At 37.2% G+C, this 23024-nt stretch carries 19 protein-coding genes; 17 read left to right on the top strand and 2 right to left on the bottom strand.

Annotated features, from left to right (window positions below; translation table 11 throughout):
* Nucleotide 1: 1 nt before the first annotated feature.
* The 5 genes from GCWU000282_RS05945 to GCWU000282_RS05925 are packed head-to-tail and all read left to right on the top strand — an operon-like array spanning nt 2 to nt 4905.
* Nucleotides 2-1315 carry an ABC transporter substrate-binding protein gene (locus tag GCWU000282_RS05945; RefSeq protein WP_023354134.1) on the top strand — a complete coding sequence of 438 codons (1314 nt, stop codon included), beginning with the start codon at nt 2-4 and terminating at the stop codon, nt 1313-1315.
* A complete protein-coding gene (locus GCWU000282_RS05940) occupies nt 1312-2187 on the top strand; it encodes an ABC transporter permease (RefSeq protein ID WP_035039643.1) in 876 nt (291 codons plus the stop codon). Before GCWU000282_RS05945 ends, GCWU000282_RS05940 begins: the two co-directional genes overlap by 4 nt.
* On the top strand, nt 2174-2983 hold the full coding sequence (locus GCWU000282_RS05935; RefSeq protein WP_023354132.1) for an ABC transporter permease: 810 nt from the start codon (nt 2174-2176) through the stop codon (nt 2981-2983). Before GCWU000282_RS05940 ends, GCWU000282_RS05935 begins: the two co-directional genes overlap by 14 nt.
* Before the next feature lie 7 nt (nt 2984-2990).
* Complete coding sequence (locus GCWU000282_RS05930) at nt 2991-4022, top strand: ABC transporter ATP-binding protein (RefSeq protein ID WP_023354131.1); 1032 nt, start codon at nt 2991-2993, stop codon at nt 4020-4022.
* Nucleotide 4023: 1 nt separating this feature from the next.
* Nucleotides 4024-4905 carry a nucleoside hydrolase gene (locus GCWU000282_RS05925; protein ID WP_035039641.1) on the top strand — a complete coding sequence of 294 codons (882 nt, stop codon included), beginning with the start codon at nt 4024-4026 and terminating at the stop codon, nt 4903-4905.
* A 125-nt stretch (nt 4906-5030) separates the two neighbouring features.
* Here GCWU000282_RS05925 and GCWU000282_RS05920 read toward each other — a convergent pair whose 3' ends face one another.
* The gene (locus GCWU000282_RS05920; RefSeq protein WP_035039639.1) at nt 5031-6398 is read right to left on the bottom strand and encodes an MATE family efflux transporter; all 1368 of its coding nucleotides are present in this window, start codon (nt 6396-6398) and stop codon (nt 5031-5033) included.
* Between the two features lie 260 nt (nt 6399-6658).
* Here GCWU000282_RS05920 and GCWU000282_RS05915 point away from each other — a divergent pair, with 260 nt between their 5' ends.
* The 5 genes from GCWU000282_RS05915 to GCWU000282_RS15850 all read left to right on the top strand — a co-directional run bounded on the left by GCWU000282_RS05915 (nt 6659) and on the right by GCWU000282_RS15850 (nt 10395).
* Nucleotides 6659-7519: a hypothetical protein gene (locus GCWU000282_RS05915; protein WP_023354127.1), complete on the top strand. Its 861-nt coding sequence runs from the start codon at nt 6659-6661 to the stop codon at nt 7517-7519.
* 385 nt (nt 7520-7904) lie between these two features.
* Complete coding sequence (gene tenpIN, locus GCWU000282_RS05910) at nt 7905-8261, top strand: type III toxin-antitoxin system TenpIN family toxin (RefSeq protein ID WP_023354126.1); 357 nt, start codon at nt 7905-7907, stop codon at nt 8259-8261.
* 101 nt (nt 8262-8362) lie between these two features.
* Nucleotides 8363-8977, top strand: coding sequence for a hypothetical protein (locus tag GCWU000282_RS05905; protein ID WP_023354125.1), 615 nt, complete (start codon nt 8363-8365; stop codon nt 8975-8977).
* Nucleotides 8978-9146: 169 nt separating this feature from the next.
* A complete protein-coding gene (locus GCWU000282_RS05900) occupies nt 9147-9746 on the top strand; it encodes an RNA polymerase sigma factor (RefSeq protein ID WP_023354124.1) in 600 nt (199 codons plus the stop codon).
* A complete protein-coding gene (locus tag GCWU000282_RS15850; RefSeq protein ID WP_023354123.1) occupies nt 9739-10395 on the top strand; it encodes a hypothetical protein in 657 nt (218 codons plus the stop codon). The genes GCWU000282_RS05900 and GCWU000282_RS15850 overlap by 8 nt, the downstream gene beginning before the upstream one ends.
* A gap of 228 nt (nt 10396-10623) precedes the next feature.
* Here the strand turns inward: GCWU000282_RS15850 and GCWU000282_RS05890 are convergent, their stop codons facing one another.
* The gene (locus GCWU000282_RS05890) at nt 10624-11862 is read right to left on the bottom strand and encodes a transglutaminase domain-containing protein (protein WP_023354122.1); all 1239 of its coding nucleotides are present in this window, start codon (nt 11860-11862) and stop codon (nt 10624-10626) included.
* A gap of 276 nt (nt 11863-12138) precedes the next feature.
* On the opposite strand from GCWU000282_RS05890, the gene GCWU000282_RS05885 reads away from it, so the two are divergent.
* From GCWU000282_RS05885 to GCWU000282_RS05855, 7 genes are all read left to right on the top strand, one after another.
* A complete protein-coding gene (locus GCWU000282_RS05885) occupies nt 12139-12435 on the top strand; it encodes a hypothetical protein (RefSeq protein ID WP_023354120.1) in 297 nt (98 codons plus the stop codon).
* A gap of 55 nt (nt 12436-12490) precedes the next feature.
* Nucleotides 12491-13885: a tRNA lysidine(34) synthetase TilS gene (tilS, locus tag GCWU000282_RS05880; RefSeq protein ID WP_035039637.1), complete on the top strand. Its 1395-nt coding sequence runs from the start codon at nt 12491-12493 to the stop codon at nt 13883-13885.
* A gap of 11 nt (nt 13886-13896) precedes the next feature.
* On the top strand, nt 13897-14424 hold the full coding sequence (gene hpt, locus GCWU000282_RS05875) for a hypoxanthine phosphoribosyltransferase (protein WP_035039834.1): 528 nt from the start codon (nt 13897-13899) through the stop codon (nt 14422-14424).
* Between the two features lie 33 nt (nt 14425-14457).
* Nucleotides 14458-16293, top strand: a complete 1836-nt coding sequence (gene ftsH / locus GCWU000282_RS05870) for an ATP-dependent zinc metalloprotease FtsH (RefSeq protein WP_023354117.1) — start codon at nt 14458-14460, stop codon at nt 16291-16293.
* 393 nt (nt 16294-16686) lie between these two features.
* Nucleotides 16687-18519, top strand: a complete 1833-nt coding sequence (typA, locus tag GCWU000282_RS05865) for a translational GTPase TypA (protein WP_023354116.1) — start codon at nt 16687-16689, stop codon at nt 18517-18519.
* Between the two features lie 243 nt (nt 18520-18762).
* Nucleotides 18763-20577, top strand: coding sequence for a threonine--tRNA ligase (gene thrS / locus GCWU000282_RS05860; protein WP_023354115.1), 1815 nt, complete (start codon nt 18763-18765; stop codon nt 20575-20577).
* A 217-nt stretch (nt 20578-20794) separates the two neighbouring features.
* The gene (locus GCWU000282_RS05855; protein WP_023354114.1) at nt 20795-23023 is read left to right on the top strand and encodes a diguanylate cyclase; all 2229 of its coding nucleotides are present in this window, start codon (nt 20795-20797) and stop codon (nt 23021-23023) included.
* The last annotated feature ends 1 nt before the right edge of the window (nt 23024 follow it).

Genomic DNA, 23024 nt, shown 5'->3' with positions numbered 1-23024 from the left:
AATGAAAAAGAAATTGTTGGCAGGTATTTTATCACTCGCAATGGTTGCTTCACTTACAGCCTGTGGAAGTAAGAATGATGCTACATCGAGCAAGACAAGCACTTCTGCAAAGAGCAGTACTGCAAGTGTAGCTTCTACAAAGAGTTATGCATCAAACATGTCAGCTTCTGCTTCACAGACAGCAGGAAGTGATTTTGACAAGCTTGTAGAGGCAGCAAAAGGTACAGAAGTAAGCTTCTATGGATGGGGCGGAGATGACAAGTTAAATGCCTGGCTTGATGATTACTACGCAAAGAGATTAAAAGAAAAGTATGATATTACCTTAAAGAGAGTTCCTATGGATATCGACAAGATACTCAGCCAGCTTTCAGGTGAGCTGCAGGCAGGTAAAAAAGACGGCGATATTGATATGATTTGGATAAACGGAGAAAATTTCAAGACAACCAAAGAAAACAATATGCTTTTCGGTCCATTTGCTGAAACACTCCCTAATTTTGAAGCTTATATTAACAAAGATGATAAGGAGACTTACAATGATTTTGCCTTCCCTATTGAGGGTTATGAGGCACCTTATGGAAAGGCACAGCTTGTATTCTTTAATGACAGCAAAGTTACAGAGGAAACTCCTAAGAATACAGATGAACTTCTTGAATTTGCAAAAAAATACAAGGGAAAAGTTACTTATGCAGCCCTTCCTGACTTTACAGCTTCAGCTTTTGTAAGAAATGTAATCTATGATATAGTAGGTTATGAGCAGTTTGCAGATATGAAGGCAGATAAGGAAACTGTGAAGGCAGCTATTGAGCCGGCTTTGGAGTATCTTAGAAAGCTTAACCCATATTTATGGCAGGAGGGAAAGACCTTCCCATCTGATAACCCTGCAGTTACCAAGATGTTTGCAGATGGTGAGCTTGTAATGGGAATGAGCTACTCAGCCTTTGGTGTAGCTACCAATATTGAAAACGGCACATTTACAGATACAACCAGAACCTTCCAGTTTGACAAGGGAACTATCGGAAATACCAACTACATAGCCATAGCTGCTAACTCAGCAAACAGTGCAGGAGCACAGGTAGCTATCAATGAAATGATGGATCCTGAAGTTCAGGCTGACAGATATAAGACACTTAGAACAATTCCTGTAGTTCATTATGACAAGCTTAATGATGAACAGAAGAAGGCTTTTGACAGTGTAGATATCGGTAAGGGAGTAATCAGCCAGGCTGAACTGCTTTCAAAGAGACTTCCTGAAATGCCTGCAGGTCTTGTTCCTATTATCGAAGAGATTTGGAATGAAGAAGTGGTAGGAAAATAATGAAAAAACTGACACCATATTTACTTTTGGTGCCTCAGCTTATACTCGGAACAGTATTTATTACCGGAATAGTAATCGGAATTACTCAAAGTCTTGGGGTAATTCCGATTTTTAACTTATATACACCGACACTTGATTATTATAAGGAAATACTTGGAAGAGAGGTAAGCTTACAGGCATTCATGTATAGTTTTAAGATAGCCGGAGTATCCGCCGTTTTATCTATACTTATAGGAATATTTATGTGCTATGTTCTTATAAATTCAAAGAGAAACGGGATTATTAATGCTATTGTGAAACTCCCGATAATAGTTCCGCATACCATAGTTGCACTTATGATTGTAAATGTAATGTCGCAAAACGGACTTTTAGCCAGAGTTTTATTCCACCTTAACATAATTAAAGATCAGAGTGATTTTCCTCTCCTTATAAATGACGCCGGAGGGGTGGGGGTAATACTTGCCTATATGTGGAAAGAAGCCCCTTTTGTCATTTATTTTGTAATAACCCTTATGGCTGCAATCAGCAGTAATCTTGGAGAGGCAGCAGTTAATCTTGGAGCGAGCAGACTTACAGCATTTTTAAAGGTTAGCCTGCCACTATGCATAGGTAATATTTTGAGCGCCTTTCTTATCATTTTTGTGTATGCACTCGGAGCCTATGAGTTACCGCAAATTTTAGGGGCAACATTGCCAAAGGCTCTGCCGATACTTAGTTATATAGAATTTCAAAAGCCTGATCTCAGGCTTCGTCCTTATGCTATGGCCTACAATGGGATACTTACAATGATATCAGTTTTTGCTGCCATCATTTACTTCAGATTGATGAAAAAAAGCAGTGAGAGATATGGAGCGGTGAATGAAAAGAAATAATGTTTTTGGAAAGATAATCTTGATGATTTTTTCACTAATAATAATACTTCCTACTCTCACACTATTTTTGTGGGTATTTACGGAAAGATTTACCTGGCCTTCACTTATTCCGCAGACATTTTCATTAAGGGCGGTAAACAGCCTTATCAGAATGAATTCAGAATTAATGAAAACCTTTGCTCTCAGTATAGTGATTTCTCTAACTGTGGCAGGAATTTCTGTTGTTATTGGAATTATGACTTCCAGAGCTTTAAGCTTTTATGAGTTTAAGCTTAAAGGCCTGGTAAGCTTTTTGGTAATGTTTCCCTTCCTTGTGCCTACCACAGTGTTTGCTATGGGAATACAGGTGTCTCTGCTTAGGATAGGACTTGCAGGTAATATCTGGGGAGTTATTCTCTGCCATGTAATTTACTCTGCACCCTATGCAACCAGACTGATAGAAGAGGGTACAAGAGCACTTTCGTTAAAGCTTGAGGAACAGGCGAGGGTATTAGGCTGTTCACCGGTAAAAGCGTTTTTTAGAGTCAGCCTTCCAAATCTGGTACCGGTTATACTATCAGCCTTTACTATGGCATATCTTATTTCTTTCAGCCAATACTTTTTGACTCTTTTAATAGGCGGGGGGAATGTAAATACATTCGCAGTTATTATGGTGCCTTATATTCAGGGTGGAGAGAGAAACTTTGCAAGTATATACAGTCTGGTATTTATGATTGTTACCATAGTAATATTTGCAGGGTTTGACAGACTTGCTAAGCTTTTCCTAAAAAATGCAGAAATAGAGTATCACAGGTAGGTGGGTTATGAGTTTAATAATAAATGGGTTGAATGTAAGTTATGGGAAAAATCATATACTTAAAGATGTTAATCTTAGTATAAACAGCGGAGAATTTGTGTCTGTACTTGGTAAAAGCGGCTGTGGCAAAACTACTCTCATTAAGAGTATAGCAGGGCTCTTAGATACAGATAGCGGAGATATAAGTATTTTTGATGAAAATGTGGCTAAGCTTCCGCCTGAAAAACGTCAGACTGTGATAGTGTTTCAGGACTTAAGACTGTTTCCTCATATGAATGTAGAGGATAATATTGCCTTTGCGATGAAACTAAAAAAGCTTGACAAGGTATTGATTAAAGAAAAAGTAAAGAAGCTCTTGGAGCAGGTGAGATTATCAGGATATGAGAAAAGAAAGGTCAGCAGGCTTTCAGGTGGGCAGATGCAGCGTGTGGCACTTGCTAGGGCTTTAGGAGCTGAGCCGAAGCTTTTACTCTTAGATGAGCCTTTTGCAAGTCTTGATGAGGATTTAAGAAAGGAAATGGGAGAGCTTGTAAGAAGGCTTCATAAGGAAAACGGGATAACGACAGTGATGATAACCCATGATAAAGAAGAGGCTATGGAGCTTTCAGACAGGCTTGCACTGATGGAAGAAGGCAGGATACTGGCTTTTGACACACCTGCAAAGCTGTACAACTTTCCTGATGACAGCAGAATTGCAGCTATGTTAGGTGATGTAAATCTGTTTGAAGGTAGAGTAGATGCCGGGGCTTTCAGTTCTGATATAATTAATTTTAATACAGATAAAAAAGATGGAGAGTACAAGCTTTTACTTCGCCCAAGTGAACTGACTGTGGATAAATCAGGCAAAATGGGGATGAAGGTGAAATTAAGGCAGACCGCATTCAGAGGAGAAATTACTGAGCTGATATTTGAAGCAGGTAATAAAGAGTATAAAGCAAGGCTTCCTTACGGAGATTTTATAAGGTTGGACGTTAAGCCCGGTGATGAGGCAGGACTTGTAAGTAAGAAAAATAATGATTTTATACTTTTGGAGGGATGATATGAAAAAAATAATATTTGACTGTGACAATACCATAGGTATTGAAGGCTGTGATGTGGATGACGGCTTAACTCTTTTATATCTTTTAGGCTGTAAAGATGTAGAAGTTTTGGGAATTACAAATTGTTTTGGAAACAATGAAACTGAAAGAGTGTATGAGAATACCATAAATTTTCTTAAAGAAATTGGAAGGGCGGATATAAGAGTATATAAAGGCGGTCTTACTCCGGAAGATTATGATAATGCAGCCACTGATTTCATAGTAGATACCTTGAACTCAGTTGAGGATGTACATATACTTGCAACAGGCTCACTTACAAACCTGGCAGGTGCTTTTGTAAAGGATGAGGCTGCTTTTAGGAAGGTAAAGTCCGTTACACTTATGGGTGGAATAACATCGCCTCTGGTTGTGAATGATTTAACAATAAATGAATTGAATTTCTCCGTTGATTATAAGGCTTCTTACAAGGTTCTTACATCTGGAGTACCTATAAGTATTGCTACGGGAAATAATTGTCTGAAGGTAATTGTCGGAGTAGAGGAATTTAGGGAAAGGCTTATTAAGGAGGGTGACAAGACAGGGAAGTATATCATAGATAAGACAAATTATTGGTTTGAGAGGAACGAAAAGAAATTTGGCATCAAAGCTTTCTGTAACTGGGATGTGACCGCAGGTTCATATCTTGTAAAACCTGAGAATTTTACTTATGATAAAGCCTGTTATAAACTTTCGGAAGAGGACTTAAAGACGGGGTTTCTTAGAAAAGGCAATGAACGTGATTATAATGCGAAGCTGAATCTTCCACAAATAAATAATGAAAAAGGCTTTATGGATGAAGTTTACAGAGGGCTTGAAAGTGCTGATATAAAGCTTGAAGTATAGAAAAACAAAGGAAAATCCCACAACCGGCATAGTTTTTTATAATATGTTGATTGTGGGATTGTTTTTATTATCTTTTCGCATACAAAAAAATATTTGTTAATAGCCATTTTGAGAAAATGAGCCTATTACGAATATTTTTCTGCAAACGGTTTTATCATCTTCCTATATACTTTCTTAAAGAAGAAAATGGAAGTAATAAGTGAAATTACCTCTGCAATTAAGAATGCCCACCATACATTATTTACAGTCCCTGTCTGAGCAAGCAGCCAGGCAGCAGGAATAAGAACTACAAGCTGTCTCATAACAGATACTATCAGTGAGTATATGCTTTGTCCGAAGGCCTGGAAAACAGAACTTAATACTATGCCGACAGCCGCAAGCGGGAAGTGGACAGCTATTGTACGGAGTGCTGTTATTCCCATACCCTTCATATCATCGGAAGCATTGAACAGATCAAGGAGAGTTCCGGGAATAAGCTCGAAGGTTATAGTTCCGATTAACATTATTACGAAGGCAAGGCTTAGTGCAAAACGCAGGGATTCGTCTATCCTCTTTTTATTCTTGGCTCCGAAGTTAAATGAAAGTACCGGTATAAGTCCGTTATTAAGCCCGAATACAGGCATAAAGAAGAAGGACTGGAGCTTAAAGTATACTCCGAATACAGCGGTAGCAGTGGTTGAAAATGCAATAAGTATGACATTCATGGCATAGGTCATAATAGAGCCTATGGACATCATTAAAATACTTGGGATAGCTATAAAATATATCGGTTTTATAGTATGCAAACGAGGTTTAATAATACGCTTTAAGGAAATATGGATTTCCTTATTATATTTAAGATTCAGAAAAGTACCCACAGACGCACCCAAAAACTGGCCTATTACAGTAGCTAAGGCTGCACCCGCAACTCCCATTTTTGGAAAACCAAAGAGTCCGAATATCATTATTGGATCAAGGATAATGTTGGTAACTGCACCGGTTATCTGACTGACCATACTAAGCAGAGTACGCCCTGTAGCCTGAAGCAGTCGTTCCATGGTAATCTGCATAAATGCTCCGGCAGAAAGGAAGCAGATTATCTGTAAATAAGCTATTCCGTCAGCCTGTATGGAAGCATCGCTTGTCTGGCTGTGTATAAAAGGGGCTGCTGCAAACAAGCCTATTAATATGAAAATAATTGTATTTACTAAAACAAGGAAAATGCCGTTATTAGCTGCAGAATCTGACTTTTCGAGATTTTTTGCACCCAATCCCTGAGAAAGTAAAACATTGAAGCCTACACCGGTTCCGGCAGCAAGGGCTATCATAAGGTTTTGCATAGGAAAAACCAAGGTTACAGCGGTCAGTGCATTTTCGGAAAGTTTAGCCACAAAGATACTGTCCACTACGTTATAGAGAGCCTGTACCATCATAGATATTATCATAGGCAGGGACATATTTATTATAAGTTTCTTTACGGGCATGGTACCCATTTTATTTTCTTTTGTGCTCATATAACCTCCCATTAAAATCGTGTTCAAGATTATAGCATATATAAAAAATTAATGTAACCCCAATTATTCACGAAATATCTTATCCTACTTTACTATGTGAAATAAGAGGTCTGTGACCTATGGCGTGAATAATTGGGGTGTAATAGAGAAATTAACCAAAAATGGATTGAATAGTTATACATTGAATGAAATCAAGCCTTATGTTAATTTGATGAAACTAAAAAGGTGTGCTATATTATGAATAAAAAAGGAGATAAGTTGTGGATAAAGAAAATCGGGATAAGAATAATAAATTTTCTCTTTGGTGCCTGGTTATTTGGAATGTGCTTATATTTGGAGCTCTTTTGATTGTGTTTGGGAAGTTGTTGCAAAGAAGAATCAGCGGTATTTCTACGGGTGTAGAAGAATTGATTTTCCTTATATTGATACCTGTATTCATATTGGTAAATATAAAGAAGGTTTATGCCAATATAAGACAGTTGTGTCTTTCATATCTGGGAAATCAGGAAAATAAAATACTTAAAGATGAAGCAGAAAAATATGCATTTATACAGATGTACCGGAGACTAAGCATAAGGAGAATCTGCCTGCCTTTATTAATTCCTGCTCTCTATATTTTGGTACTGGTGGTTTTTATTCCTATTGCGACCAAAGGAGTGCTGACCAAAGAGGCAGTACTGATGATGTTTAATCAGAGGCCAATGCAGCTTGCGTTTTTGCCGGTAATTGTAATACCGGTTTTCATAAGTATTAAAGTCTATTTTTCAAGCAGACATAATCTGGATATGCTAAGAGAAATATATGACTCCCTGTCAGGTAAGGAGATGGCAAAGATTGACAGTATAAAAGAAAGACAGGTAGGTTATGTATTTACCCGAAAATTTTTAATTAACTGGGATGGAAACTTAAATATTGTTCCACTGAATGAAATACGCGAGATAAGGTATATCAGATATTTTTATTTCATTTTGTACGGAACAAGGCTAAAGATTACCTGTAATAAAAACTATGTAATCTGGCATTACGGTCCCTCTGAAGAGGATTGGATGGAAAGAGGATTTCTTCCGCCGGATAAAATTTCCGGAAGAAGCGTATCTATTAATATACAGCTGCCGCATTAAGTAAAGCCGAATGAGAAACAGAACCGGAAAATAAACTTAAAAGAAGAAAATAATTAAAAAGGTTAGATAAGGGAAGTTGATAAGGAAAATATATTTTGGCAACTGAGAAAATTAAATTAAATACAATAGTGATGTAGTTAAAATAATATTGAATTTAATAGATTCTATGATATAATAAAGGTAAGAACAGAGATGTTCTTCTTCATCAAAGATGAGTCCTGTGACGGTTATGACAGGACGGTAAAATAAAAACTGACCGAGTGATGAGTCCTGTGACGGTTCTGACAGGACGGTAAAATAAAAACTGACCGAGTGATGAAGTCTTTAACGAGAGGTATCAAAGCCTCTCGTTTATTTCTTATTTATATCTAAGGAGAACTATTTGATGAATCTTCCGGAAAATGACTATCAGATATTAAAACTTACTAATGCATTTTATAGTGCTTACCCCAATCCGCCTTATACTGAAATTCTTAAGAAAAACCAAAGAGCATACAATTGCCTGCTTTTTCAATCACATTATGATTATTTTATCTGTATACCTTATCGAAGTGAAATCACACATAAATATGCATATCATTTTATTTCTACAGAAAGAGCTAAACTGCATAGGTCAGGACTTGATTACAGTAAAATAGTGATTATTGATAGAGCGGAATATATTGATTCTATAGATGCAATAATTGATAAAGATGAATTTTTCATAATATCCTTAAAAATCCCATTAAATGAATATTTATAAAAAATTTATTTTCATCTGCAACATTTTAATCCTCTTATTTGTATATATAGTGAAAGGGCAAATGAGCCTAAAAAATATTAAACCAAACGGAGGAAATTAAAATGAAGAAGATGTTAACAGTGATGGCAGGTATCGTAGCAGCAGGAAGCCTTATGAGCAGTATAGCAAGGGCAGATGTGATTGTGGGAGAAGACAAGTCAACCTGGAGTCCATATCCAATTGAATTTACAGCTAATGCTGATGTAAGATTAGGCGAGGATGAATCAACCTGGAGCCCATATCCTATTGAAGGACAGGATGAAAAAGTAGGCATGCCTAGTCCTTTTACAGAAGTTAAAAGTCTTAAAGAGGCAGAGAAAAAGACCGGTGTTAAGATGACGACTCCTAAGAAGATAAAGGGATATGATGAAATAAACTATGAGATAGTTAAAAAAGATAAGTTCATCCAGGTGAACTACAGAAAAGATGACAATAACTCAATCACTATCAGAAAGGCTGAAACCCAAAAGGATGTAAGCGGAGATTATAATAAGTACAAGAACACCAAGAAAATTACAGTGAAGAGTTACAAGGTAAAATTACAGGGTAACGATAAGACTTATTCACTTGCAACTTGGACAAAAGGTAAATATTCTTATTCAGTAGGTATTTATAACGAGAACAAAAAGGGGATGAGCCTTAAGCAGATTAAGAACATTATTGGTCAGGTTAAGTAAATATAATCCATAAAAACTTCTATTATTTCTTGAAATTAATGTTATAAAGTGTTAAACTCGAATTCATAAGTAGCCTTTATCATAGCCTGAACAGGCTTAAGTAAAGCATTTGCAGGTAAAGACTCGCACTTGACATAATAGCGAAAATATCTTTGGAAAAGGGAAATTTATGGAATTAACTTCAGAAAGTTTTGGCTTATCACTTGCGGAAGAATTGATTTATCGGTTTAAGATGGCAGCTCTAAAAAGGGCTGTCATTCTGCCGTTTAAGAAGGAAGAGAATGAAAGGGCATTATTAAATGAACGAGCCGAGCAATTTATGAAAAAGTACGGCAATCAGGTGCTTAGGATGGCTTATGCTTATGTACACAATATGGATGAGGCAGAGGATATATTGCAGGAAACACTTATTAAGATTCTGGAGGTAAGGCTGGAGACAGATAACGAAGAATACATCAAGGCTTACTTCCTGCGTACTGCTTCAAATATAGCCAAAAATCATATTTCTGCCAATAAAAGACATGAAACTGATGAGCTTAACGAAGAACTTGTGGCAGAGGAGAAGACTGACCTTTCATTTGTATGGGAAGCAGTAAAAAGCCTTCCTGACACCCAAAGGGATGTAATCCATCTTTTTTATGAAGAAGGCTATCAGACGGCGGAAATTGCAGACATCTTAGGCAGAAAAGAAGCAACAGTAAGGTCTGACTTAAAGCGTGCCAGGGAGAAGCTTAAAGTTATACTAAAGGAGGTGTACGACTTTGGCTAAATATAATGAAATTATGGATAAAATTGAAGTTACGGATGAAATGCAGAGTCGTATTTTAAAAAACGTGGGAAATCATTTTTCAGGCAGAAAAAGCTCTCGCAGAAAATTATGGTATCCGGTTTTTGGCGGAGTGGCAGCTGTAGCCATGTTAATGTTAATAATAAGGCCTTGGGAAGGCAGTAATTCTCCTGTAGGACAAAATCCTCCGATAACCGGCAAGCAGCCTCCAATTATGGAACAGGGGGGATTTGGTGAAGAATATTCTTCAGCAGAAGAACTGTCTAAAGCAGTTGGATTTAATGTGTTTGAGATAAACAACCTGCCGTTTAAGGCTAAAGAAACAAACTATATTGCCATAGATAAGGACTTTGCAGAAATAAATTATTCCGGAGAAGAGAACAGCCTTACTTACAGGAAGTCTGTAGGTACTGAAGATAATTCGGGTGATTATAATATTTATGATTATGTGGGAGAAACAGAGATAAATAAGATCAAGGTTACGGTAAAAGGGGAGGCGGAGTCATTAAAGCTTGCTTTTTGGACGGATGGAAAATATTCATATTCAATTTCTTTGGATAAGGCTGTCACACAGAAAGAGATGAAAGATTTGGTTATGGAAGTTACAGAAAAAGAAAAGTCCGGTTCATAAAGGTGTATTAAGCCCAAATTTTTCACGTCATAGGTCAAAGACCTCTTATTCTGTATAGTACAGTAGGATAAAAATCAGTTGATAATTAGGGTTAAATAAAATTAGGTGCTGTCGCATTAAAGAAAATTGTGACAGCACCATTTTATAGATTTATTTTTTGCAATCCTTATAAAAATATTCGTAATTCACTCATTTTTTACCTGTCTTGTAAATAACTTGTAAGAAAGCTTAGCCCTCTGTAAGAGGATAATCAGAGTTGGCTTTAGGATACTTTCCTGTCTTCCAGGTATGATATTCTTTTCTCATAGTAGCATCACTTTTTAAATAATAATCTCTTGAATTGAAGTATTCGTCTTCAGTCATACCTACGCGGGTTGCACGATTCCAGGTATTGTCAAGGTGGTACCAGTTTCCGTCAACCTTTACCATATTCCAGGCATGTAAGGTATTTCCGTTTACGTACCCGGTTATGAAAATTACCTTAAGTCCGGCTTCTTTTGCAAGTCTGTAAAAAAGCTTTGACTTGGCATCACATACGCCGCCACCTCCGTAAAGTAAAGAAAAGCAGCTGTGAACAGAATACTTTCCAAGCTTTTCTTCGAAGCGTTTTTTACTAGTTTTAGGAGACTGTCCCTTATCTCCGTAGGTATAGCGGTAGTTATCCACCATAAAATCATTTATGGCTCTTACTTTTGCTTCTTCGCTCATTCCGCCGTTTATGTTTTCTTTTACCCAGTTTTTTACAAAATTCTTTGTGTAATTCAGTTCTTTTTTGCTAATGCTGTACTTGGTTTTTATTATCCATTTATAATAATTTTTATAATCATGCTGATATGACTTAAAATTCTTAAAATACCGGCTTACATCATTAAACTCAGGTATATCGTATAACTCATTCCAAAACGCATCATATTGCTTTTTGTTATTGATATTTAAAACTTTTCTGTCTATGTTAATATAAAAGTTTTTATCCAGCCTTTCTACATGCTTCCTCATTACCTTAATAAGCTGCTTCTTACTCTTTATTATTGGAGTGACTTTTTTTAAGAGCTTCTTCGCCTGTTTCTTGGATATATTGTACTTCATATCCATTTTCAGGAGAAAATAGCTGCTATAATTATAAGTAACCGAATTTCTGATCTTAGCATGCTCCATTATCTCATTAAAGTCCGGATGTTTATTAAAATCATGCCATAAACCTCTGAGAGCTGTTTGGTTATTAGAAATAGCCCTGTAACTTATTTTGAGTGTAAAGTTTGTATCCAGATTTTTGACATGCTTAATAAAAGCGTTAACAAGCTGTTTTCTTGTAGTTATAAGTCCTGAATATGCAACATCACCCCTGCTGTGCACCGTAGCAGGAAGATTTAAGTTATCGGCATATACGTCACCGACATTAGGCGAGGTGATTAATATACTTAGGAGGGCTAAAATTAAAATAAACAGTTTAAATTTTCTTCTTTCCATTCTCTACCTCATTTCTGTATTTGCTAAGTTTAGGAACCTATTCTATCACAACTTGTGAAAAATATAAACATAAATTATCCCAATTATTCACGAAACATCTGTAAAATACCGCAATTAAGCCGAAACTCCCCCAATTATTATATTTTGCAGATGTTTGGTAATATAAGAATAATTGTGTTTGGAAAGCAGACAGGGACAATATGTAGTGGCTTGTAAAATGTATTTAATTAAGCTAAAATAATTAGTACATTACTATATTATTTGGAGAGACGGTCTATGGCAGGTAGAAAAAGAAGGAGTATCAGTAAAATTTCTAAAATACTGTATGTTATATTTGCAGCCCTATGTCTTGCTGTTATAAGTATAAATAAATTTATGTTGGATGACAGACTGGTACAGGCAAAGATGAAAAATGAGTCGGCAAAGAGCTATTTGAAGGAAGAAAAGAACAGGGCTGAAGAGCTTGAACATTTAAAACATGAGATGAAAACTAAAAAATTCATTGAGGATACTGCCAGAGAAAAATTTGGGTTGACTTATGAAAATGAAATAGTATTTGAACCGGAAAAATAAAAAGGTCTGACAACCTATGGGGAGTCAGACCTTTGATTGTCGATATGAGGTTAGAATGGACAGTATAGATAGGATTAAGAAACTGATTAAAGAAAACAAGCTGTTACATGAAAATGAAAAGATAGTTGCAGGTGTTTCGGGCGGAGCTGATTCAGTCTGCCTTTTACTTGTGCTTAAGGACATTTTAAATCCGGAAAATATAGTTGCAGTTCATATAAACCATGGAATTAGAGGAGAAGAAGCTGCAAGAGATGAAGAGTTTGTAAAGAAACTCTGTGAGAAGTATAACATCTGTCTTGAGATAAGGCATTTGAGCATACCGGAGTATTCAAAAAAACATAAAATATCAGAAGAAGAAGCCGGGCGTATACTTAGATACGAGGTTTTTGAAGAAATAAGGCAAGAAAAAAATGCAGATAAAATAGCTGTTGCCCATAATATGAATGATACTGCCGAAACATTTTTACTTAATCTTTCGAGGGGAAGCGGAATAACAGGACTTACAGGTATAAAAATAAGTAATAGCAGGATAATCAGACCGCTTATAAAAACAAGCAGGGATGAGATTGAAAAAATAGCGGAATACTACGGAGAGGCATTTATTACAGACAGTACCAATAACTCACTTATTTACGCAAGAAACAGAATAAGGAACAAGGTACTGCCTGAACTTTCTCAGGTAAATGAGCAGGCGGTAAGACATATAAATGAAGCGGCGGATAAACTCGGTAAAATAGAAGGATATCTTCTGAGGGAAAGTGAAAAAGCTTATAAAAAATATGTGGATGCGAAGGAAACCCTTCTTATTAAAAATGCTATAACGGAAATTGATGCGGTACTTATAGAGGAAGTACTTCACAGGGCTTTAACAGAGGTTGCAGGAAAGGCCCGCGATATAGGAAGTATTCATATATCTTATCTGAATGAACTTTTTTCCAAACAGGTAGGAAGGGAGATTAATCTTCCCTATGAAATCAGGGCTTATAGGGATTATGAAGGAGTCAGGCTGATATCTGCAAATAATAAGGAAAATGCAGATAATGACAGGTTAATCATGCCTGAACCGGAGCTCACAATCTTAGAAATAGACGGAATTTCGGAGGTTCTAACAGAAGGAGATAATATACAACTGACTATGGATGACGGAAGTATAAAAAATCTTCTGCAAAACAGTTGTATCAGATGGTTCGATTATGATAAAATATCAGAGAATGTCCTTTTACGTTATAGAAAAGACGGAGATTATATTATTATTTCTGATAAAGGCGATAGAAAAAAACTGAAAAAATATTTTACAGACAGCAAGATTCCTTCGGAAAAAAGAGATAATATTCCTGTAATAGCCTGTGGCAATGAGATTCTGTGGGTGGTTGGTTACAGAACCGGTGAAGGGGCAAGGATTACAAGGGCAACAAAAAAACTGTTAAAAATGGAACTAAAATGGAAATGATGGAGGAAAAGATGGAAGCAAAGATTACTAAATTACTTGATGAGGAGCAGGTTGCAAGCCGTATCAAGGAACTGGCTGAGGAGATTAACAGAGATTATGCGAGCAGAGAGGTGCATTTAATCTGTATTCTTAAAGGAAGTGTGTTCTTCACTACCGAACTTGCAAAGTATATAACAGTACCTCTTACCATGGACTTTATGTCTGTTTCAAGTTATGGCAACGGAACCGAGAGCAGCGGAAGAGTAAGGATAGTTAAGGACTTGGATGAAGGTATTGAAGGTAAAGATGTGCTTTTGATAGAGGACATTATAGACTCCGGCAATACACTCAGCTTCCTTAAAGACATGCTTTGGACCAAGAAGCCAAACTCGCTTAAGCTTTGTACCCTTCTTGACAAGCCTGAGCGCAGGGTAGTGGAAGGAATAAATGTTGACTATGTGGGCTTTGTAATTCCGGATGAATTTGTGGTAGGTTATGGACTTGATTATATGCAGAGATATAGAAATCTTCCATATATAGGTGTGGTACATCTTGATTAAGAAAAACGAAATTAAAGTGAACAGGAGAATAAAGTGAGAAAGCAGACAAGAGGAATAGGAACCTACATTATTATACTGGCAATAATTGTACTGGTAATGTTTTTGTCAGATAACCTTTACAAGATGAACCGCAATAATTATAATTTTGAAAGTTTTAGTTCAGATTTAAATAATAAAACAATATCAGCAGTAGACATATATCAGAATCAGACAGCGCCAACCGGCGAGATAGAAGTTACACTCGGAGTTAATGAAAATAAAAAGACTGAAAGCTTTTATACCTCGGATGTAAATGAGGTGGTTTCCCTGCTTAGGGAAAAGAGTTTTACGAAATATTATGTACATGATGTAACCAAGCAGAGCTGGGTGGTTACAATGATGCCTTACCTGCTTATGCTGGTTATGTTCTTTGTCATGATGATGATAATGACAGCAGGTCCGGGAGTTACGGGCGGAGGTGCCGGCAATTCCAAGATGATGAATTTTGGAAAGAGCAGAGCCAGAATGTCATCTGAAAATGATAAAAAGGTAACCTTTAAGGACGTTGCGGGACTTAAGGAAGAAAAAGAAGAATTGGAAGAAATAGTGGATTTCCTTAAGAACCCTGCTAAGTACAATGGGATAGGAGCAAGAATTCCTAAGGGAGTTATACTTACAGGCCCTCCGGGAACAGGTAAAACCCTGCTTGCAAAGGCTGTTGCGGGAGAGGCGGGAGTACCATTTTTCTCAATATCAGGTTCCGACTTTGTGGAAATGTTTGTAGGTGTAGGTGCTTCAAGAGTTCGTGATTTATTTAGTGATGCAAAGAAAAATGCACCTTGTATAGTGTTTATAGACGAGATAGATGCCGTAGCGAGAAGAAGAGGTACGGGCCTCGGAGGCGGACATGATGAAAGAGAACAGACTCTCAACCAGATGCTTGTGGAAATGGACGGCTTCGGTGTAAATGAGGGAATTATAGTAATGGCAGCTACTAACAGGGTGGATATCCTTGATCCTGCCATCCTCCGTCCGGGTAGATTTGACCGTAAGGTTCAGGTTGGCTATCCTGATGTAAGGGGAAGAGAGGAAATCTTGAAGGTACATTCTGCAGGCAAGCCTCTCGGTGATGATGTTGACCTTGAGCAGGTTGCCCGCACTACAGCCGGCTTTACCGGTGCCGATCTTGAGAACCTCTTAAATGAGGCGGCTATAAAGGCAGCGGCAGAGAACAGACAGTTCATAGTTGCCGAGGATATTAAGAAGTCATTTATTAAAGTAGGTATAGGAACTGAGAAAAAGAGTCATATTATTTCCGAGAAGGAAAAGAGGATTACGGCTTACCACGAATCGGGTCATGCTATTCTTTTCCATGTGCTTCCTGATGTAGGACCTGTATATACTGTGTCAGTTATTCCTACAGGAAACGGGGCAGCAGGTTATACTATGCCGCTTCCGGAAAAAGATGAGATGTTTAATACCAAGGGCAAGATGAAACAGGAAATTATAGTTACTCTCGGAGGCCGTGTTGCGGAGGAACTTATTTTGGATGATATAACAACGGGAGCTTCGGGTGATATTAAACAAGCGACCAAGGTTGCGAGATCTATGGTTACACGTTTTGGATTTACCAATGAAATAGGTCTGATTAACTATGATAATGATGATGATGAAGTCTTCATAGGCAGAGATCTTGCTCATACCAGAACTTACAGTGAAGCAACCGCAGGAAGAATAGACGAAGAAGTTAAGAAGATAATAGATGAATGCTATCTGGAAGCAAAGCGTATTATTTCCGAGCATATGGATGTACTTCATGCAAGTGCAAAGCTGCTTATGGAAAAAGAAAGAATTACAAGAGAAGAGTTTGAAGCATTGTTTAATGAATGATACTTAGAAATGGCACATATTAATCGTTGTTAGCAAAAATAATACTTTATAGTTTAAAATGATAGGGGATTTTTTGACGTAATTATAAAACTTGGGTAATAATTAATAGAAAAAACTTTAGAAAAAATTAATCTTTGTGCAGACTTATTTCGATTTCTCTGCTATAATGATACTCGTAAACCCCAATACATTATATAGTTTTTGCTACACCCCATAAGTAACAAAAATACCTTCTCCGAAGAGGTCGGCTCCCCCAAGCCGGCCTCTTTACTTTTAAATAATTGTGTGGGGGCACCCACTTTTATAGGAAAATTTTTTCTTGAAATTTTCCCTATATATGATAAAATTATAAAGTTAATCTACTATAAAGCATTTGGAATGAGGTAAAAAATAATGGCTTTAGCTAAAAGAAATGATATAAGAAATATTGCAATTATAGCCCATGTAGACCATGGTAAGACTACACTTGTAGACGAACTTCTAAAACAGAGCGGTGTATTCAGAGCGAATCAGGAAGTGGCAGAACGTGTAATGGACTCTAACGATATAGAGCGTGAGAGAGGAATTACAATACTTGCAAAGAATACCGCAGTTACATACGGCGATGTAAAGATAAATATTATAGATACACCGGGACATGCTGATTTCGGCGGTGAGGTTGAGCGTGTACTTAAGATGGTAGACGGAGTTATCCTTGTGGTAGATGCCTTTGAAGGTGCTATGCCACAGACCAGATTTGTGCTTACCAAGGCTCTTGCAATGGAACTTCCGGTTATCTGCTGTGTAAATAAGGTAGACAGACCTGAGGCACGTCCTCACGAGGTAGTGGATGAGGTACTTGAGCTTCTCCTTGAACTTGATGCCAATGAAGAACAGCTTGACTGTCCGTTTATATTTGCTTCCGCAAAATCAGGTTATGCTTCACTTGATGCGGATGTGAAGGGAACTGACATGAAGCCTCTTTTTGATACTATTCTTTCTCATATTCCTGCACCTGAGGGAGATAGCGAGGCTCCGCTTCAGACGCTTATCAGTACAATCGACTACAACGAATATGTAGGTCGTATAGGTATAGGTAAGGTAAGTAACGGTACTATCAGGGTAAATGGTGAGGTTATGCTTGTAAACCACCATGATGAGAGTAAGAAACAGAGAGTTAAGGTAACCAAACTTTATGAATTTGAAGGCTTAAATAAGGTAGAGGTTGAAAGTGCGACTGTAGGTGCTATCGTTGCTATCTCAGGAATCAGCGAAATACATATAGGAGATACACTTTGTGATGTAAATAATCCTGTAGCTATTCCTTTTCAGAAAATATCAGAGCCTACCCTTGCTATGAACTTTATAGTAAATGACAGTCCTTTTGCAGGTACAGAGGGTAAATTCGTTACTTCAAGACATTTAAGAGATAGGCTCTACAGAGAGCTTAATACTGATGTAAGCCTTAGGGTAGAAGATACAAGTACTACAGAGGCTTTCAAGGTATCGGGAAGGGGAGAGCTTCATCTTTCCGTACTTATTGAAAATATGCGCCGTGAAGGCTTTGAATTTGCGGTAAGTAAGCCTGAGGTACTTTATAAAGAGGATGAAAAGGGAGGAACCCTTGAACCGGTAGAGCAGGCTATTATAGACGTTCCGGATGAATTTTCGGGAGCGGTTATCTCTAAGCTTTCAGAACGTAAGGGTGAGCTTAGAAATATGACTACCAATGCAAGCGGAACTACGAGATTAGAGTTTATAATCCCTTCCCGTGGACTTATAGGCTACAGAGGAGAATTTCTTACCGATACCAAGGGAAACGGTGTTATAAATACTATATTTGAGGGCTATGTGCCTTTTAAGGGAGAGATAAGCTATCGCGGACAGGGCTCACTCATAGCCTATGAAACAGGCGTGAGCGTGACGTACGGACTTTTCAATGCGCAGGAAAGAGGAACTCTTTTTATCTCTCCGGGTGAGAAGGTTTACAGCGGTATGATAATCGGTCAGAACGGAAAGGCAGAGGATGTAGAGGTAAATGTATGTAAGACCAAACATCTTTCCAATACCCGTTCCTCAGGCTCAGATGATGCCCTTAAATTATCTCCTCCGAGAATACTCAGTCTTGAGCAGGCTATTGATTTTATAGAAACCGATGAGCTTCTTGAGATTACACCTAAGAACTTAAGAATAAGAAAGAAAATCCTTGATCCTCTTGCAAGAAAGAGAGCTGCAAGGAAGAATTAAGAGCAGATTGTTATAGAGCTAAGACTATGGTTTTAATAGGTTATAAGCACCTGTTTAACCGTTTTTGAGATTTGTATTATTTAGAAAAAAGGTGTATAATATCTAAATTAAAAGGGCACAAGTCACAAATAAAAATTTAGTCCAAATAATTGTGGTTTAAGTTCAAAATGAGTTTTTTTGTGGGACAAAGTATAAACGTGTTGGTTTAATTTTGCTTACAACGATATTACAAGGAGAGTTGAAATGGAAAGAGAAGAATTTTTACAGGTTTATCGTCATTCTCTTGCACATGTACTTGCAAAAGCAGTGTTTGAGATATTTGGTGAAAGTGTTCAGATAGCTATCGGTCCACAGATAGATGATGGTTTTTACTATGATTTTGTGCTTCCAAGAGCAGTTACTGAGGATGATTACAAAGTCATTGAAGATAAAATGCGCGAAATCTTAAAGCGTAAAGAGAATTGGACAAGAAAAGAGCTTACAAAGGAAGAGGCTTTGGAAAAATTCAAGGACCAGAAGTTCAAGGTTGAGATTATCAATGATCTTCCGGAAGATGCCATAATCTCTACTTACAACACAGGAGATGATTTCTGTGATCTTTGTCGCGGACCTCATATTGAAAACTCTGCCGAGCTCCTTAATGTAGCTTTTCAGGTTAAGTCAGCTTCAGGTGCTTACTGGAGAGGAGATGAAAAGAGAGACAGACTTCAGAGGATTTACGTATATGCCTTCCCAACCAAGGATGAGCTGAAGGCACATCTTAATCTCATAAGAGAAGCCCTTGAAAGAGATCATAAGAAGCTTGGACCAAAGCTTGACCTTTTCATGTTCAATGAGACTGCACCGGGTATGCCTTACTGGCTTCCAAGAGGCTGGAGACTTTATCAGGAGCTTATTAACTTCTGGAGAAAAATACATGTTAAACATGGCTATCAGGAAATATCAGCCCCTATTATCAACAACCGTAAGCTCTGGCTTATAAGCGGACACTGGGCTCACTATGTAAACAATATGTTTATCATACCGGGCTTTGATGATGACCTTACACAGAGAACTTTACAGAACATAGAGCTGGATTCGGATTCTACCTTTGCAGCCAAGCCTATGAACTGTCCTAATGCTATGCTTACTTATAAGAGAACGGTTCATTCCTATAAGGAGCTTCCAATCAGATATAATGAAATAGATGTTATACATAGAAAAGAAAAATCAGGTCAGCTTAACGGACTTTTCAGAGTTCAGGAATTCAGACAGGATGATGACCATACCTTCGTAATGGAATCTCAGATAGAAGAAGAAATTGCGGATGTAATGGAGGTTGCGGACCAGATTTACAGTACCTTCGGTATTACTTACAGAGCAGAACTTTCCACACGTCCTGAAGACTTTATGGGAGATATTGAGGTATGGGATCGTGCAGAAGCGGCTCTTAAGAAGATACTTGATAAGAAATACGGTGAGGGCGGCTACGAAGTAAATGAAGGTGACGGAGCTTTCTACGGTCCTAAGATTGACCTTCAGATGAAGGATGCTCTTGGAAGAGAATGGCAGTGCGGCACTATCCAGCTTGACTTCCAACTTCCGCATAACTTTGAACTTACCTATCAGGACAGCGACGGTACTATAAAGGAACCTGTAGTTATACATAGAGCAATCTTTGGCTCATTTGAAAGATTTATAGGCATTCTTATAGAGAACTACAAGGGAGAATTCCCATTCTGGATATCTCCTTATCAGGTTGCTATCGTGCCTATCAGAACCGAGCATAATGAATATGCTAAAGAGATAGAAGATGCGCTCTATGAGATGGGCATAAGAGTAGAAGCAAACTATGATGATAAGAATATGAACGAGAAAATTAAGGGCTTCAAGCTTATGAAGGATCCTTATATCATAGTAGTCGGCGACAAAGAGAAAGAAGAAAGAACTGTATCAATTACTGTCCGCGGACAGAAACAGCAGATGCATGGAGTACCTCTTGATACCTTCTATAAGATGATAAGAAAGCTTCAGGATACAAAGGCACAGGAACTTATAAAAGATATATCTGAAATTTAATTAGTTTAAAAGGGCAGTAATTCATAGGGTTACTGCCCGAAGTTTAACCGGTAACGATATTAATAAGCATTTTGCGGGTAATTCGAAATAAAAAATTACTGTTTTAGAATGTTTCACAAGTTGTTTCGTGAATAATTTGGGATAAATTATATATTTGGAGAAGAGTAAATCAGATACTGAATATAATCTTTATTGCAACAGGTGGGTAAGGGAAATTATGGATAAAGAAACTTATATTTCATTAAAGGCAGAGGATGTTCACCGACGACTTATAACTGATATTGGGTTTAATATGGATGAGGCGCCTGAACTCCTTGAGGAGCTTACAGCCGCAGACAGATATAAGGAAGATCATGTATTTAGGGCAAGCGTTGAAACCGCAAAAGTGTATCTGCTTTCCCGTGCAGGCAAATCATCCGAAGTGGTCAGAAGATGCGGTCAGCTTATTGAAATTGCCGGAATTCTTCAGGAATGGGAAATCTTGTCCTTTGATTATAATATGATGGCCAATGCGTATTTTTTATTAGGATTATATGTAAAGGCTTTAGAGTATTATTATAGTGCCATTAATAATGAAAAAGAGCATGGGTTAAAAAATACATTACCTGTATCTTATGCGAATATCGGTCTGATTTTCTTAAACCTGGAGGTATATGACAAGGCAGTGGAGTATCTTAGATCTGCTTTTAAATACATAGAATATTCAGACAAGGATTATCTTAAGTTTAAAGAGAAAAAGATTCATATATTATCTGATATTTTAACAGCTACAACCAGAATGGATAATCCAAATTCTGAGGATATAGAAAATACATATACTGAGCTTAAAAGTATGGATGTAAAAGGTATTGATCCGAATGTTTCCTATACCTATTATTTAGGCATGATGCATTATCATTTTTGGAAGAATAATTTTGATAAGGCTAAAGAGGAATACCTTAATTCAATGGAGTATGCAAAAATAAATCTTATTAACAAGGCTGTTGTTTTATACTCATTTATAGATGAATGTGACAGGTATAAACTGAATTTAGAGTTTTTTGAAGAAGAACTGCTTGAAGCTGAGAACATTGAAAAAGACGAGAATTCAATGGATGAGGCTGTAATATATACCGGTCTTAAAAAATATTATGTTTCTAAGGGAAATACTGAAAAGATAGAAGAAGTAGAAAATAAATACAGGGAATATCTTGAAAATAATATGAGGATGAGCCGTAATGCGCAGGCAGACTCGGTTCAGATAATTGAAAATCTGCTTAAGGCCAGTGACAGAGTAGATATTGAAGGAGATAAGAATGAGGAATTTAAGCTGGTTGCAGAAGAAGCCATAAGGAATAAGGATGAGCTTCAGAAAGCCTATAACAGAATAAAGATGATACATGAGATAGGAATTAAGCTCACTTCCTCAACAGATTTAAATGAAGTTGTAAACATTATTTATAACAATATCAGGGAGAAGATTCCGACAGATGTGTTCATATTTTTGGCTGCAGAGCATGAAAAGAATCAGTTACGTTCACTTCTTAGCTATAATATGGGAGTAATTGGCTCAGGATTTACTATCAGTCTGACAAGAAAAGAAAGTGCGCTTGTAAGATGTTGTATTTATAACCGGATAATCAGTACTGAAGACAGTGACTTTAAACCTTTATTTGAATCTATAGATGATGGTTATCACGCAGATGACGAAGAAGATATGAAATCTGCCCTCTTCATTCCTCTTAGTATCGGAGATAAGGTTATAGGAGCTTACTCAGTTCAAAGCAGATATGAAAAAGCTTACAGTCAGGAAACCTTAGATTTCTTGAGGGAACTGCGTCCTTATCTTGTAATAGCTTTAAATAATGCTGTTCACTCTCAGAAGTTGCAGGATGAGATAGACAGGAATAAGGAAATACAGGAAAAACTGAAGGAAGCAAACAATATGCTCAGTAAGATAGCCGGTCTTGATGCGCTTACTCAGATAAGTAACAGAAGGGAATTTACCGAAAAATTTCATGAGCTTCGTAAAGAAGCGAACAAATCATCAAAGACTGTCAGTGTATTTATGTTCGATATAGATGATTTTAAGAAATATAACGATACTTACGGACATTTTGAGGGTGATGAGGCACTTAAGAAGGTTGCGGGAGTTATTAATAATAATATTATTGCCTGTGGAGGTATAGCAGCCCGTTTTGGAGGAGAAGAATTTATAAGTGCCTGCATAGGTCTTACTTCTGAAGAAAATTTTGAATTAGGAGAAAAGATAAGAAAAGAAATTCTTGAAATGGGAATAAAAAACGAAAAGACGGAATTAGGGATACTTAGTATAAGTATAGGTATTGCTATTGCAAAACCGGATAATATTATCACCAAGTCTGAAATTATGAGTTTGGCGGATGAAATGCTTTACGAAGCAAAGAAAACCGGAAAAAATAAAGTGGCTATGAAGCTGATGGGTTGAA

This window comes from Catonella morbi ATCC 51271, from assembly GCF_000160035.2.
Lineage (GTDB): Bacteria > Bacillota > Clostridia > Lachnospirales > Lachnospiraceae > Catonella > Catonella morbi.
The sequence above is the reverse complement of the archived record's forward strand: the minus strand, read 5'-3'. Positions and strand labels throughout refer to the sequence as shown.